Below are 14454 nucleotides of genomic sequence, written 5' to 3' on the forward strand. Positions count from 1 at the left end.
AGCTATTGGTCTGAAAAAACTATATTTGCGAAATTAAATTTTTGTTAAATGAATTCAGCGACCATTCTGCTCCTGTTTGTATTTGTTTATTTCATTGGACTGCTGGTCATAGCCTACTTTACGTCCCGAAATTCTGACAACCAATCGTTCTTTATTGGGAACAAGAAAAGCAAATGGTGGCTCGTAGCCTTTGGTATGATCGGTACCTCCTTAAGTGGGGTCACGTTCATTTCGGTCCCCGGTACGGTAGGTAAGATGACTGCGGGTGAGAATCCCTTTGGTGGATTTGAGTATTATATGATGGTGGTGGGTTTTTTCCTCGGGTACTTTATTGTTGCCTTCGTGCTGCTTCCGCTTTACTACCGCATGAACCTGACTTCCATCTATACCTACCTTGGGCGCAGGTTCAATGTCGAAGCGCATAAGATTGGTTCGGTGTTTTTTATCATCTCACGCTCTATAGGTGCTACGGCAAGACTCTATCTGGTAGTAAACGTCCTGCAAATCTTTTTGTTAGAGAGTCTGGGAGTACCCTTCTTTGTGACGGCGGGGGTGATTCTTCTCATGGTTCTTCTCTATACCTTTGAGGGTGGGGTAAAAACCATAGTCATTACCGATACCCTGCAAACCTCCTTTATGATCCTTTCGCTGGTGGCCTGTATTGTATTCATTCTTTCCAGTCTGGACCTTTCTATGAGTGAGGCCTATGCGGTACTTTCGGAAAAACAGTATACCCACCTAATTAATACCGACTACAATTCCAAGACCTTCTTCTTAAAGACGGTACTGGGGGGTATGTTTATTACTATTGCCATGACGGGGCTTGATCAAGAGATGATGCAAAAGAATATTTCGGTGGATAATCTTCGGAATTCCATGAAAAACATGCTCACCTTTGCCGCAACGCTCCTGCTAGTGAATTTTGCCTTTCTTTTTCTGGGAGGACTGCTCTATTTGTTCGCTATGGAGAACGGGGCAGTATACGGTCATTTAGTACAAGTGATCGAAGGAAAACAAACCATAACCAATGCGTTTGGCTTTGTAGGCACCGAGGGTACCATTACCAACATTATGGGGGATGATCTCTTCCCTGCGCTTTCGCTTCAAGGGTACCTTCCTCTGGGGATTTCCATTATTTTCCTTATTGGACTTATCTCGGCACTGTTTCCTTCTGCCGACGGTGCACTGACCGCTGTGACCAGTTCGTACTGTGTGGACCTTCTTAGACTCAACGAGGATACCACCCGGACCGAAAAACAAAAGAAGGCAGCGCGTATGAAGGTGCATCTGATCTTTACCGTAGTATTTTTTATTCTGATCATGGTTTTTAAAGCTATTAACGACAAGTCGATTGTCTATCTGATCATGGAGGTGGCCGGATACACCTACGGCCCGCTGCTAGGACTGTTCGCCTTTGGTATCCTAACCCGTCAGCAGATCGTAAGAAAAGGCGCCATACTGGCTGTCACTCTCATAGCCCCAGTGCTCACCTATTTGTTTAATACCTGGGTTTCCTCTGTCAGCAGTTATCAGATAGGGGTCGAACTTATTCTCATCAACGGTCTGATAACGTTCCTGGGCCTTTGGCTTATAAGGGATAAATCAGCGCCCCTTTATACGAGATAGAACACTTTCGTCCGCGGCCCAAAAAGCCTCGGACGTTTTTTATGGAACCACTAAAAAATTGTAAATTCGCAAGCAACGTAAAACCACTATAATGAGTAAAAGTATTCAGGAGCTCAAAACACTTACTACACAGATCCGAAGGGACATTCTTAGAATGGTCCATGCGGTTAATTCCGGACATCCAGGAGGAAGTCTTGGCTGTACCGAATTCTTCACCGCCCTCTATGGGAAGGTTATGAACTACAATCTGCCTTTTTCCATGGAAGGGAAAGGAGAGGATCTGTTCTTTTTATCCAACGGTCATATCTCGCCGGTATTTTATTCTACCCTCGCGCGGTTTGGCTTCTTCCCAGTGGATGAACTCCGTACTTTTAGGAAACTGGATTCCAGACTGCAGGGGCATCCTACCACCCACGAAGGACTTCCCGGAGTGCGGATTGCCTCCGGATCTCTTGGTCAGGGTCTTTCCGTAGCTGCAGGAGCAGCGCTAGGTAAGAAACTCGATGGGGATGGGTCTTTGGTTTATTCCCTTCACGGTGATGGAGAGCTTCAGGAAGGGCAGATTTGGGAAGCTCTGATGTTTGCAGCGCACCATAAAATCGACAATCTCATTTCCACTATAGATTACAACAACCGACAGATCGACGGAGACGTGGACGATGTAATGAGTCTGGGGAACCTGCACGCCAAGCTCGATGCGTTTGGATGGGAGGTCTTGGAAGAGAAAAACGGAAACGACCTTGAAGCAGTGGTAGCCATTTTGGAGAAGGCAAAGAGCATGACAGGACAGGGTAAGCCTGTAGTGGTGATCCTACACACGGAGATGGGTCAGGGCGTGGATTATATGATGGGTACCCATGCATGGCATGGTAAGGCACCGAGCGACGAGCAGTTGGAATCTGGTTTAAAACAACTTTATTTGGAGGCTCCAAGCGACTACTAACCTTAAGCGAAAGAAACAATGAAATATACTTACACAGAGAAAAAAGATACGCGCAGTGGATTTGGAGCAGGACTTGCGCATTTGGCTGAGTCCAATCCCAATGTAGTGGCCCTTTGTGCCGACCTTATTGGGTCACTAAAAATGGAGAAGTTCATTGAACTCGCACCCGAGCGGTTCTATCAGGTAGGGATTGCCGAGGCCAACATGATGGGCGTGGCGGCTGGTCTTTCCATTAACGGGAAGATTCCTTTTACCGGTACATTCGCGAACTTTTCTACCAGTAGAGTTTACGATCAAATCCGTCAGTCCATAGCATACTCGGGAAAAAATGTAAAAATTTGTGCTTCCCACGCGGGTCTTACCCTAGGGGAAGACGGTGCTACCCACCAGGTGTTGGAAGATATCGGAATGATGAAGATGCTTCCCGGAATGGTGGTTATTAATCCTTGCGATTACAACCAGACCAAGGCTGCAACTATTGCTATAGCCGAGTACCAGGGTCCGGTATATCTTCGCTTTGGAAGACCTGCAGTGCCGGTGTTTTTACCTGAGGATACGAAATTTGAAATAGGCAAAGGAATCCTTCTTCAGGAAGGAACGGATGTAACCATTGTGGCTACCGGCCATTTGGTTTGGGAAGCCCTGGTAGCTGCCGAGGAACTTGAGAAAGAAGGTGTTTCTTGTGAGGTGATAAACATTCATACCATTAAGCCTTTGGATGAGGAGATCATCTTAAAGAGTGTGGAGAAGACAAATCGCCTCGTGAGTTGTGAAGAGCACAACTATCTGGGTGGTCTGGGAGAAAGCATTGCCGGAATGCTGGCGCGCAGAAGGCCAACGCCTCAGGAGTTTGTGGCGGTCAACGATACGTTTGGAGAGTCGGCAACGCCTGCAGAACTAATGAAAAAGTACGGAATTGATTCTCAGGCCGTGAAACAGGCCGTTAAAAGAGTCATGGCACGGATGTAGCATGCGCTTAACTTATAACAATAAAGTGGTAGGCCCTTTGGTCTGCCACTTTTTTTGTTGAAGGGGAGAAATGGAAAAGGCCCTGTTCGTAGGGCCTTTAAGGAAATAAACAATATGGAAGTGAATTTAGTTTCTTAGTTTGGCTTCCAAAGCGATGGCGCCTGGGAAGAGGATGTTGTTTTCTAGGTGGATATGCTTATGCAGGTCGTTTTCAAAATCTTCGAGCATTTTGAATGCTACCTGATAGGTGCTGCATGCATCCGATGGGAACTGGTAATTGCTCGTAAGCTCTGCAATCTTTGCAAAACGTTCTCCCTCGACTGCGTGCTCGTGCTTCATCATCTCCACGGGATTTTCAACCGATCCGAAGTGTACCTGCTCTAGTGGTGCTCCAGAGCGCTCAGCCTCTGTTAAGGTCTTGATGAATGGGAAAAGAATCTGTTCTTCTTTTTCCAGGTGTTCTCCTAGATCCCTTGCGGACTCTTCAAATAGCTCGTATACCTCAAATAGCTCAGGGTGTCTTGCTCCGTGCACCTTACAGATTTTATTGAGGAACTGAAGCAGGACTGGGGTTTTCTCACGTACGTAATTATGGTGCATACTTACCACATACTGAGCGAGTAGGTCCAAGGGCCAGCTTTGGTAGTCGGTGTTTTCACCCTGCACCTGATTTAATTTTTCCAGGTCTTGATACACGTGGGAAGGGGAAATTTTCTTTCCTTCGCACGCCTCTTCAATAGAGCGGTTGCCTTTACAGCAAAAGTCGATACCGTATTTTTTAAATACTGCAGCAGCCTTATAGTCTTGTGCTACAATTTCTCCGATGGTTTGGTCAAGTGTCATTGTTGTTTTTCTTTTATTTTACTTAGCAAAGATACGCAAAGTTTTAAATAAGACAAATTTATCCGAATTAAAAATAAAAAAAACTACACCTTTAGCCGGAAGAGTCCCTGTTCGGTTTTTTGCGCCAGATCGTAGAGTGAAAATTTCTGCGCCATCGCAAACAGGTTTTCCCTAACGCTCTTGTAGTCCTGATGCACGGGGCAAGGGTTGCTATTGGAACATTCCCTAAGACCTAAACCACAGCGCGAAAATATGCCTTCGCCGTCTATTACGCGGATGATATCATAGATCTTGAAATGGTGCAGCTTTTCTTCGAGAAAATAAAAACCACCCTGTTTTCCACGGACCGACTCGAGGATTCCTGCCTTACAGAGTTGTTGGAGGATCTTTGCCGTGAAGGCCTCGGGAGCACTGACGGCCCGGGAAATCTCACCAACATTGACTTTTTGCAGAGCCAGGCTACGCTGTCCAATGTAGACAGAAGACTTGATTGCGTATTCACACGCCTTGGAGAACATCATAATCCTTTAAAAAACTGCCATTTGGGAAGGATGACTAAAAGTCCGATACCCACAAAGAGAAACAGCGATGTGACGTCTGAGTAGAGGAACGTGTCGAGATAATACAAATGGAAATAAAAATGCAGGGCAGTACCTAGAGGGAACAGTAGCACTCCCGACTTGCGGTAGAGGTAAATAAGGACAATGGAAAGTATGATCAGTAGATCCACTCCAAAGATTAGATAAAAATACCAGCCCGGAATGTCTATGTGGTTTTCCTTGCTCTGAAGAAGTTCGTCTGCATCGACGCCTACGCCCATTACAGCAAAGAGAAGCATTGCTGCCAGGGCAAGAATAAACCCCCAGCCTTTGTCCGGAGATTCCCCTCTGAAGTAGTTAGTTTCCATGGTGTAAAAATACACAAAACTTATGAGATTCCCTCATAAGTTCTGTGCTCGCTTGGTATCGTACAGGGCAGATTATATAGAAATCGCCTTGATTAGTCGGTTCTTGTCCGAGAGATATTCCTCCATTGAAATCATACTTTCAGTACGCATTACGTCCTGGATATCGTCAATCTGGTAAATGATGCGTTTGGCATCTTCGGTATTCTTGGCGCGCACTTTACAGAAGATATTGTATTTGCCGGAAATTACCGACGCTTCAATTACGTTTGGAATCTCAGCCAGTTCCTTTAACACGTCCTGGGTACGGTTGCTCTTGGTGAGAAGAATTCCTATGAATGCGGTAAAATGGTAATCCAGTTTGCCGTAGTCGATGGTAAGGGAAGATCCCAGGATAATTCCCGCATCCTCCATTTTCTTTACCCGAACGTGAATGGTTCCTGCGGAAACATCCATTTGCTTGGCAATCTCAGTGAAAGGCATTCTGGTATTCTCCACAAGGAAGTCCAGAATTTTCTTGTCTATTTCGTCTAGTTGGTAGTTCATTATCTTGATTGTTGTATTAATAAGGTTTACTTGTTTTTTTTGCAAATTTACAAAAAAAACTGATAATGAAAAATCCTGATGTTATATTAACAGGTTTTAACAGACGAGGTGATAATTGTCATAAATTATCTATTTAACTGTATCAATTTTTGCGGAATCAATTTTTATAGCCGTAGAGTCCGCCTTTGGTTTTTTCTTCTTTCTTTTGAAAATGGTATTGAAACTCTTACTGTAAACAACACCCACTCCGTAGGACTGGTTCGCGCTGGTATTGGCATTTCCGGCCACAAGACCAATGTTTGAAGGTTTACTGTAGGCTCTGAAAAGACGGGTACCGTCGTTCTTTTTGCTCCAATCGTACTCAATGATTCCTTCACCTGAGAGGTAATTGTAAGATGTTCCTTCGCTACCCCTGGAAAGCGGCACACCAAGACCTGTTTTCACCGTCACTCTTGGCGAGAGCGCAAAGCTCACGCTTGCGTTCGCGCGGTCTCCCGTATTGGATGCCTGATCGCCCTTAAGAAAGTTCAGATCGACTTGTACCTCATTACTTATCGTATTAAAGACCGAACCCAGCTGTTTGAAAAGAATATTGTATCCGGAACTCTCCAACGTGCTACCTACGTCTAGATCAAATCCTCCGCTGTTTGCTACATTGAATGAGTTCATCACCAGAACCGATCCGAACTGGATTACTTTCTCATCCTCATTCATCATCTTGCCGGACAGAGTTTCTTTCAACTGGGAAGACAAATCGGGCGCGCTTAGTCCTAAGGCAATTTCAGGATCATTTAGCGTACCGGTAATATTGACGGCCAAAAGGACATTGATCGGAGGGAGCGTGCTTACGCCCAGATACTGACCAGCATTAGTCACCGCGCGCATGTAGTTGGCGGTGATGTCCAGAGCAGGTGTCATAGCATCCCCGTCCCAGCGCATGCTACTGCCGCGGGTTATCTGAAAGGTGCGTTCCAGTATAGCTCGTGACACGAAGGTTCCATTATCAACGATATAGCTGCCGTTCATAGTAATGTTACCGTTGGGGAACATTCTAAAGCGTAGCGGATTGGCCGCCCCGCGCACGGTGATACTACCCACATCCTCAGGGAGCATCACGTTTACGGTGGTACCTTTGTCCACTGCGATGTTAAAATCCAATGCCATACCGGTACCCCGCTCAGGCCGTTCTTCAATGACGATTTCACCGGATTGGTTTTCTTTTAGGAACCTAAGCATTTTAAATTCATCCACTCCCGAGGTCGAGCCCGCATTGAAGGTAAAGACACTGTTGTTAAGGGCGCGGAAAGGTTCGTTTAAATCGGTTGCGATACTAAGACCTGAAACCGGTCCCGAAACGTAGAGGTTACCCTGTCCGTATACCCGCCCCCAGAACAGATCATAGTCTTTTTGCTGCGTATTGAGTACCATTAGGTTGTCGGCACGCATGATGAGGTTGACTGCCATGGAAGCGAGCGTCTCAAACTGGATTACCCCCGAGATGGTGCCTCCAGAATTACTGCGGCCGTCTTTTAGGCGTACTTCGTTGAGCACGGCAAGGCCGCGGGAAAGTGGTATTACGGTATCTTCAAATTCGTAGTCTACCCCCGTGAAATTAAGCCGCATCCCAAAATCGCTCAGTGCAATGTCTCCGCTGTAGTCAATATTGTTCAGTGGTCCGGAAATGGAGAGTATGCCGTTGGCTTTTCCACGCATGTTGCCAAAAACCCCTTTTACAAATTCTTGTGTGAAGGCCAGGTCAAAATCTTTCATATCGGCCTGGATGTCCAGGGTAGGGGTAGGAGTATTGTTATCGACCGTACCCTGGACAAGCAGACTGTTACCTCCCAGGATTCCCGCAGACTCCACACGCGCATTGACGTCAAAAACGTTGGCGCGGCCACTCTTTGAGGCCTCAAGAATCACTGTGCCCATATCTTCGCCGTTCATTGTAATCCCTGCTATGGAAAGATCAATGAGCGGTTCCAGATTGCTTTGGTTCATACGTATAGCAAACTCTCCATTAGCAACTCCTTGGATATCCATGCTGTTGCCTCCTGTTTGCATTTCCAAAAGTTTGGCAATCTGGAGATTTTGTACACTGCCCTCAGCAAAGAAGTCCTTTGCGGATTTGAAAGTAGCTTGCTTAAGCAGTACCGAACTCTCGTCCGAATAGAGGCGCAGGTTCTCGATAAAGAAGTCTTTCTCGCCTTTACGGTAGGTGATGGAATGGCCAAGTTCTGGGGAAGTATCCACCCTCCAGGCTACCGATCCGATTTTAATCTCGGTTGGCTCAAATTGTACTACGTAGTCTCCACGGGAATTCGTAGTCTGATTCAGGTTGATGGCATAGGATTTGAGTTCCTGGGCAATCTCCTGTTCCCTGGTTCCATGAAGGAAATTGGTAGAGAGATGTAGGCGTTGGTTGTTTTCATTTCTACCGGTAAGGACCAAATCCCTTACCACTTGCTCGTTAAGTTGTATACGGTCCACACGTGCAAAGATTTGCTCGTCGAGTTCCGCTGTATTGATCCGGACCACGACATTGTCCACAAGGACATTTTCATCCGGCTGAAACACGTCTTCCATTGAGTACTCTCTTCCTAAATCGGAAAGCACTTGTTCTGCTTGGGTATACTGCTTCTTGTTTTTCATGCGGTATACCAGTTGAGCGGCTTCGACATTTAAAACCAGATTGTTGCTGGTGCCTTCGTACGAGCCTGAGACGCGAGCGCCCTGGGGTATCTTCAGATCGGGTAAGAAAAAATTAGCCAGACCTTGCTCCACACTAAACTCCATATTAAAGCTTTGGCCTCTGTAGAGGGTCCGGGGTGCTGGTCCCACAAGGATGCGGCCCAGACCGTTCTGTACCATACCTGCCAAATCACCAAGACGGTAATTACCGGCAATTCTACCGCGCAGAGCTCCTGGGGCATCCACCTCTGCAACACGTACGCCCCCCTGGGTATAAATCTTCACGTTTGCGGAGGGAATCTGGTAGTCACTGCCTGAAGCCATGAAACGAAGTGCGCTTACATCGGCGTTAAGTTGTAGATCGTTCAGGCTGGACATGGATATTTTTCCGTCTATGTTTCCACTGATAATTTGTGGCGAAGAAGCGCCGGTAAAAAAGCTCAGATTAAGCCGCTCAATGGCGGCATTGATGTCTGCCTTGATCACGGACGTTCTAAAGTCTATCAGACCTTCAACCCGGGCCATAGCCTGAGGATCGCTGATTCGGATAAGACCGTCGTAGGTTTTTTTGTTAAGCAGTCCGTCGAGTTGCAGATTGGTAAGGGTACGGCCTAGGATCTGGATCCGGTCGATGCTGGCTTTGGTCCTTATAACCATTTGATTGACATCAAAACTCTGTCCCTGGAAATTGATGCGGCCAGAAATAAGTCCTACCTGCGGCATCTTGGTTATCACTGCAGCATTCAGATCGTTAACTTCTGCAAACCCACGGTACTTGGGCGATGGAGAACTGTAATTTTCCAAAAAGAAATTTTGAAGGCGTGCCTGACCTACCCCGGTGAGTAGACGAGCCCGTGGAACGTATATCTGCTGGGGTGTTACCCGTAGCGCTCCGGTATAACGTAGGCGTCCAAAATCGTCCGCGAAATTCTTCATCTTAAGAGCGATGAAGCTCGGCAACATGGCTTTTAAGTCCCTGTAGGTGAAGTCTGTGGAGACATTATTAGTTTCAATCAGGAAATTTCCCTTCAAGAGATTTCGAAGGCGCATAGTGGATGTGGCAATGTTTACGTTGCGGTTACCCATGACGAAATCCTCCAGATAAAAATTATTGAGAGGTCCGGAGAGTTCTCCAGATAAACTAATGGTGCTTGGATTGTCCCACGAGGTCATGAAATAGCCCAGATCATAGCCGCTAAGCTGACTTCCAGGCATAAGGTTTATTTCAAGTCGCACCTTATCTGCGAAGTCTTGCCAGGAACCGTTGTTAAGATTGAATTTTAAATCACCCTGCAAAAGGGAGTGGCTGGTATTGAAGGTGAGATCCTTTAAGGACAGGTAGTCCTTAGTCATGGCTATCTCAGTGGAGAATGTATCTACATAATGGGTCTTTCCGTAACGCGTGGTGGTAAACGAAAGGTTATTTACCTGCGCGCTCACATTGGAGCCGTTGACCTTAACGGCAGGAGCCAGGAGATTTACGCCAGTAGCAACGAGCCAACGCCCTTCATCCCCAGCTTTATTACGGTTTATGATCGAGACTTTTGAATCCACAAGTTCCACCCGCGAGTTAAGCTGAAATGGAGGGCGGTTGGGATCCGAGGGTTTGCCTGTCTGGAAATTATCTAGATAGCGCACAAAATTGGAGATACTGTCGCCTTCGTAGGTAATTACCTTCACATCGGCATTGGTGAGCTGCAAGGAATTAAAACTAAGTGCATTATTTTTTCCTACATTGGTCAGTAGTGAGAGCCAGTCGGAATTGGCACGAAACTCCCGTGCTTTTATAAAGTCCATGCCTTTGTAGTCCTTTATAGTAAGTCCTTTGACGGTCACATCGCCAAAGTAGTCCACATGGATGCTCTGGGTAGTCATCTTGGCTTTAAAATCCTGATTTAACACCTCCAAAGCCTTTCGCGCAGCCCATTGTTTGGTTACGTTAAGATTAATGGCAATTAATATGGCGATAATCAGCGATAGGCCAATCCAGAATACATAGAGGATGAGTTTCATCCACCATTTTACACTGGTCACGTCCTTGCCAGCTTGTTGGGCGAATTCCCCGGCAACCTCAACTGGGTTTTCGATGGCATCCTTAGCGAGCTCTTTGGCTTCTTCTACAGCCTTTCCCACCTTTTTAGGGATGGACTCGTTTTGCTCCTTTGAATTTTCGTTCTCGTAATTATTATCTAAATTTGCCATTCTAATGAGCGAATCAACAGTAATTTTGGGTATTGAGTCGTCCTGCGACGACACCTCTGCAGCGGTTATCCGGGGCAATAAGATCTTGTCCAATATCGCAGCCACCCAACAGGTGCACAACGAATACGGTGGAGTAGTTCCTGAATTGGCATCGCGTGCCCATCAGCAAAACATTATTCCTGTAGTTTCAAAGGCCCTTATTCAAGCAAATATACAACAAAAAGACATTTCTGCAGTAGGCTTTACCAGAGGCCCTGGCCTCTTGGGATCTCTACTGGTGGGAACGTCTTTTGCCAAATCCCTGGCTATGAGTCTACAGGTTCCTCTTATTGAGGTGAACCACCTTCAGGCGCATATCCTAGCCCATTTCATCGAGGATGCAAATATTATGCCTCCAAAATTCCCTTTTTTGTGTCTGACGGTAAGCGGGGGACATACGATGATTGTTTTGGTTAAAGACTATTTCCAGATGCAGATCATAGGCAAGACTATTGACGATGCCGCAGGAGAGGCCTTTGATAAGATTGGCAAGATCCTTCAGCTGGATTATCCGGCAGGACCCATAATTGATAGAATGGCCAAAGAGGGCGATCCGCTACGGTTTTCGTTTTCCAAAGCCAAGATGGAGAACTACGACTACTCCTTTAGTGGGGTAAAGACATCCGTTCTGTATTTTATTCAGAAGCTGCTCAAAGAGGACCCAACGTTCATTCAGAGTAATATCTATGACCTATGTGCCTCGGTGCAAAAGACCATCATTGATTCACTAATGGTAAAGCTTGAAAAAGCATCGGAAGAATTAGGAGTAAAAGAAGTGGCTATTGCTGGAGGGGTCTCAGCCAATTCGTTTTTGCGCGCAGAGATGAAAAAAAGGGAAGAGACTTTAGGATGGAATACCTACATCCCTAAATTTGAATACACCACAGACAATGCGGCAATGATAGCCATGGTGGCAAGTCTGAAATTCGAGCGGGGAGAATTTTGTGATCTGGATGTTTCCGCCGCCGCCCGCTACGATCTTATACAGGATTTTACAAAATAGATATGAATCTTTTTTTTGGTGAAATAGACACAGAGGTGCGTATCGCTCCTGAAGAACAGCAGCATATACTAAAGGTCCTACGCCTTGGTTCGGGAGACCCTATTGCAGTTACCGACGGTAAAGGGCAGATAGCAAGTGGACTTCTTAGAGTAGAAGGAAAGAAAGCACTAATAGAGCATACTACCCTTCGCAAGGAGCCCTTTCCATTTGTGCCGGCACTGCACCTTGCAATTGCTCCAACAAAAAACATCGATCGAACCGAATTTTTCCTTGAGAAGGCTACCGAAATGGGAGTGGATAAAGTGACTTTTATTCAGTGCGATCATTCCGAGCGGAAGCAAATCAACATTGAAAAACTGCAGCGCCAGGCTATTGCGGCGTGTAAACAGTCCCGTAGGGTCTATTTTCCTGAAGTGGAGGGGCTTATTTCTTTTAAAAGTTTTATTGAAACAATCATACCAGGGCGCACCTTTGTAGCGCATTGTAACAATCAGTTGGAGAGACATGAGCTCAGTGGTTTGCCTTTACTGGAGAAAATCACTATTCTGATCGGACCCGAAGGTGATTTCAGTGCTGGAGAAATTGCGCTTTTACAAGAGAAAGGAGTAGGAGGAATTTCTCTCGGTTTCCAAAGGCTACGAACCGAGACCGCTGGATTGTATGTGGCCGCCTGGAATTACCAGCGCATGTCCTTGGATTAGTGGTTATTTTCTGCGTAGGCACGTAATATAGCCTCTCCACTGGGGATGGAATTCTTTGCCCAACGTATTTTAAGTTCGAGTTTTTTTTCTTCCGAAAGCAGATAAGGCAGCTCCGAATGCCTTAGCTTTTCGCGCAGCTGGTAAAAACAAATTCCTGCAGCCACCGAGACATTGAAACTTCGCGTGAGGCCATACATTGGAATTTTTACGGTTAAGTCCGCTGCATCCAAGATCTTTTGTGATACTCCTTCTTTCTCCGTTCCAAAGAATAGGGCCATAGGTCCAGTAACTTGCATGTCCGGAAGATCAAGTGCGTCCCGCTCCGGTGATATTGCCAGTATCTGATATCCTTTTTTCTTCAAGGTTTCTACAGGATCTAGCTCCTGACCAATACGCTCTACTTCCACCCATGTTTCCGCTCCCTTGGTGACGGTTAAGTTGGGGTCAAATACATTTCTATTTTCCAGGCTTAGTACGCGGTGGATTCCGCAGGCCTCGGCGCTGCGCACCACCGCAGCGGCATTGCGGAATTGGTACACGTCTTCCAGTACCGGAAGGACATAGTCTGTGCTTTTTTCGGCATGCTCGAGGATGGTTTGTAGCCTTTTGGGGGTAAGAAATGTACTTAAATAGGAAAATGTTTCTTCAAGGTGGTTCATAGCATTGTACAGATGCTGCAAATTAACGTATTTTTGGGTACATGAAGCGCAAGGTACTACTCATCTATACCGGTGGAACGATAGGAATGGAAAAAGACTACGTATCGGGAAGTCTAAAACCTTTCAACTTTGAGCACATTGCCAAAAAAATTCCAGAGATCAATCTTTTGGAATGCGAGGTGGCAATTAGTTCCTTTCCAGAACCTCTAGACTCTTCGGATATGGGTCCTGAGGAATGGAAACAAATCGCAACCATTATAGAAGAGGAGTATACACACTACGATGGTTTTTTAGTACTCCACGGAACCGATACTATGGCCTACAGTGCATCTGCATTAAGCTTCATGCTTAAAGGACTCCGTAAACCGGTAATTTTTACCGGATCTCAGCTTCCTATTGGGGATTTGCGTACCGACGCAAGGGAAAATTTTCTTACCGGTCTTTACTATGCAAGTCTCTATGAGCACGATGAGGCGGTAGTGCAAGAGGTAGCTATTTACTTCGAATACAAACTTCTTCGGGCCAACCGTACTCTTAAGTACTCGGCGGAGTATTTTGACGCGTACAGTTCTCCTAACTACGAAATTCTAGGTCAAAGCGGCGTGCATTTAAATGTGGATAAGGAAGCGCTTTTTCGGAATTCTACGGACGAATTATTTAGGGTAGACTACCATCTCTCTTCTGATATTCTGTTCTGGCGCATATTTCCAGGTATGCCGATGGATTATCTTTTAAAACTTCCTCAAGTGAAGGTATTAATCCTTCAGGTTTTTGGATCGGGAACTATTTTTCACAGTGCAAAATCGGAAAAGGTGTTGCGCACACTAAGAGAGCAGGGTACCGACATCGTGGTAGTGAGTCAGTGCGTATCGGGAGGAATCAGTTTTGGAAAGTACGAAAACAGTAATGTATTCAGTGCTGTAGGAGCAATCAGTGGACACGACCTTACCGCGGAAGCGGCAATTACCAAGGCGATGCATTTACTAGACAATCCTAATTACAAGGGTTCTTTTGCTGAAAATTTCCAGCAGGTACTATGCGGAGAAATGAGTGCTGAAGAGTTTTAGTAAAAAATAACGACAAAAAGCAAAAATAAGCAAAACGGCGAAGTCCGCTAAAACACAGTAGTTTATAAAACGTGGGTCTAAAATTGGAAGTCTCTGTACTTTGGTTTTTGGGCTTAATAAGACAGGGTTAGGTTACTAAATCGTTACTGGTTACAGTCCGACCTGCCTTAATATAACTGATTATATTTCAGTCTTTTGCACTCCTTTTCATATCCCCCTGTAACTCATTGATTTTTAATTTTAAACATTAAACAATTGAGT

12 protein-coding genes are annotated in these 14454 nt (G+C 45.7%); 6 read left to right on the forward strand and 6 right to left on the reverse strand.

The genetic code is table 11. The features are described from left to right. Positions 1 to 48 precede the first annotated feature (48 nt). The 3 genes from IC612_RS04650 to IC612_RS04660 all read left to right on the forward strand — a co-directional run bounded on the left by IC612_RS04650 (position 49) and on the right by IC612_RS04660 (position 3538). Positions 49 to 1626, forward strand: coding sequence for a sodium:solute symporter (locus IC612_RS04650; protein ID WP_194739007.1), 1578 nt, complete (start codon positions 49 to 51; stop codon positions 1624 to 1626). Between the two features lie 91 nt (positions 1627 to 1717). Next, complete coding sequence (locus IC612_RS04655; RefSeq protein ID WP_194739008.1) at positions 1718 to 2569, forward strand: transketolase; 852 nt, start codon at positions 1718 to 1720, stop codon at positions 2567 to 2569. Positions 2570 to 2587: 18 nt separating this feature from the next. After that, the gene (locus IC612_RS04660) at positions 2588 to 3538 is read left to right on the forward strand and encodes a transketolase family protein (protein WP_194739009.1); all 951 of its coding nucleotides are present in this window, start codon (positions 2588 to 2590) and stop codon (positions 3536 to 3538) included. A 126-nt stretch (positions 3539 to 3664) separates the two neighbouring features. On the opposite strand, the gene ric is transcribed toward IC612_RS04660, so the two are convergent. The 5 genes from ric to IC612_RS04685 form a co-directional block, all read right to left on the reverse strand. Next, entirely contained in the window at positions 3665 to 4381 is a 717-nt protein-coding gene (gene ric, locus IC612_RS04665; RefSeq protein ID WP_194739010.1) for an iron-sulfur cluster repair di-iron protein, read from the reverse strand. Between the two features lie 83 nt (positions 4382 to 4464). Further along, the gene (locus tag IC612_RS04670) at positions 4465 to 4902 is read right to left on the reverse strand and encodes an RrF2 family transcriptional regulator (RefSeq protein WP_228512872.1); all 438 of its coding nucleotides are present in this window, start codon (positions 4900 to 4902) and stop codon (positions 4465 to 4467) included. Next, positions 4899 to 5288 carry a hypothetical protein gene (locus IC612_RS04675; protein ID WP_194739011.1) on the reverse strand — a complete coding sequence of 130 codons (390 nt, stop codon included), beginning with the start codon at positions 5286 to 5288 and terminating at the stop codon, positions 4899 to 4901. Before IC612_RS04675 ends, IC612_RS04670 begins: the two co-directional genes overlap by 4 nt. Positions 5289 to 5360: 72 nt before the next feature. Next, positions 5361 to 5831: an Lrp/AsnC family transcriptional regulator gene (locus IC612_RS04680; RefSeq protein WP_194739012.1), complete on the reverse strand. Its 471-nt coding sequence runs from the start codon at positions 5829 to 5831 to the stop codon at positions 5361 to 5363. Between the two features lie 129 nt (positions 5832 to 5960). Then, positions 5961 to 10724, reverse strand: a complete 4764-nt coding sequence (locus IC612_RS04685; protein WP_228512874.1) for a translocation/assembly module TamB domain-containing protein — start codon at positions 10722 to 10724, stop codon at positions 5961 to 5963. 4 nt (positions 10725 to 10728) lie between these two features. Between IC612_RS04685 and tsaD the strand changes: the two genes are divergently transcribed. Together tsaD and IC612_RS04695 are read left to right on the forward strand one after the other, a co-directional pair. Beyond that, on the forward strand, positions 10729 to 11766 hold the full coding sequence (gene tsaD, locus IC612_RS04690) for a tRNA (adenosine(37)-N6)-threonylcarbamoyltransferase complex transferase subunit TsaD (RefSeq protein WP_194739014.1): 1038 nt from the start codon (positions 10729 to 10731) through the stop codon (positions 11764 to 11766). A 2-nt stretch (positions 11767 to 11768) separates the two neighbouring features. Continuing rightward, positions 11769 to 12467, forward strand: a complete 699-nt coding sequence (locus IC612_RS04695; RefSeq protein WP_194739015.1) for an RsmE family RNA methyltransferase — start codon at positions 11769 to 11771, stop codon at positions 12465 to 12467. Here the strand turns inward: IC612_RS04695 and IC612_RS04700 are convergent. Next, the gene (locus IC612_RS04700) at positions 12464 to 13126 is read right to left on the reverse strand and encodes a TrmH family RNA methyltransferase (RefSeq protein ID WP_194739055.1); all 663 of its coding nucleotides are present in this window, start codon (positions 13124 to 13126) and stop codon (positions 12464 to 12466) included. The genes IC612_RS04695 and IC612_RS04700 overlap by 4 nt on opposite strands. 41 nt (positions 13127 to 13167) lie before the next feature. On the opposite strand from IC612_RS04700, the gene IC612_RS04705 reads away from it, so the two are divergent. Beyond that, a complete protein-coding gene (locus tag IC612_RS04705; RefSeq protein ID WP_194739016.1) occupies positions 13168 to 14193 on the forward strand; it encodes an asparaginase in 1026 nt (341 codons plus the stop codon). Positions 14194 to 14454 lie beyond the last annotated feature (261 nt).

The sequence above is a fragment of the Planobacterium oryzisoli genome, assembly GCF_015354315.1.
Taxonomy (GTDB): Bacteria; Bacteroidota; Bacteroidia; order Flavobacteriales; family Weeksellaceae; genus Planobacterium_A; species Planobacterium_A oryzisoli.

Bases quoted from the DNA above. Each gene is read 5' to 3' on its own strand.
- IC612_RS04685 (WP_228512874.1), bottom strand. From the start codon at position 10,724: ATGGCAAATTTAGATAATAATTACGAGAACGAAAATTCAAAGGAGCAA.
- IC612_RS04675 (WP_194739011.1), bottom strand. From the start codon at position 5,288: ATGGAAACTAACTACTTCAGAGGGGAATCTCCGGACAAAGGCTGGGGG.
- tsaD (WP_194739014.1), top strand. From the start codon at position 10,729: ATGAGCGAATCAACAGTAATTTTGGGTATTGAGTCGTCCTGCGACGAC.
- IC612_RS04695 (WP_194739015.1), top strand. From the start codon at position 11,769: ATGAATCTTTTTTTTGGTGAAATAGACACAGAGGTGCGTATCGCTCCT.
- IC612_RS04700 (WP_194739055.1), bottom strand. From the start codon at position 13,126: ATGAACCACCTTGAAGAAACATTTTCCTATTTAAGTACATTTCTTACC.
- IC612_RS04660 (WP_194739009.1), top strand. From the start codon at position 2,588: ATGAAATATACTTACACAGAGAAAAAAGATACGCGCAGTGGATTTGGA.
- IC612_RS04670 (WP_228512872.1), bottom strand. From the start codon at position 4,902: ATGATGTTCTCCAAGGCGTGTGAATACGCAATCAAGTCTTCTGTCTAC.
- IC612_RS04650 (WP_194739007.1), top strand. From the start codon at position 49: ATGAATTCAGCGACCATTCTGCTCCTGTTTGTATTTGTTTATTTCATT.
- ric (WP_194739010.1), bottom strand. From the start codon at position 4,381: ATGACACTTGACCAAACCATCGGAGAAATTGTAGCACAAGACTATAAG.
- IC612_RS04655 (WP_194739008.1), top strand. From the start codon at position 1,718: ATGAGTAAAAGTATTCAGGAGCTCAAAACACTTACTACACAGATCCGA.
- IC612_RS04705 (WP_194739016.1), top strand. From the start codon at position 13,168: ATGAAGCGCAAGGTACTACTCATCTATACCGGTGGAACGATAGGAATG.
- IC612_RS04680 (WP_194739012.1), bottom strand. From the start codon at position 5,831: ATGAACTACCAACTAGACGAAATAGACAAGAAAATTCTGGACTTCCTT.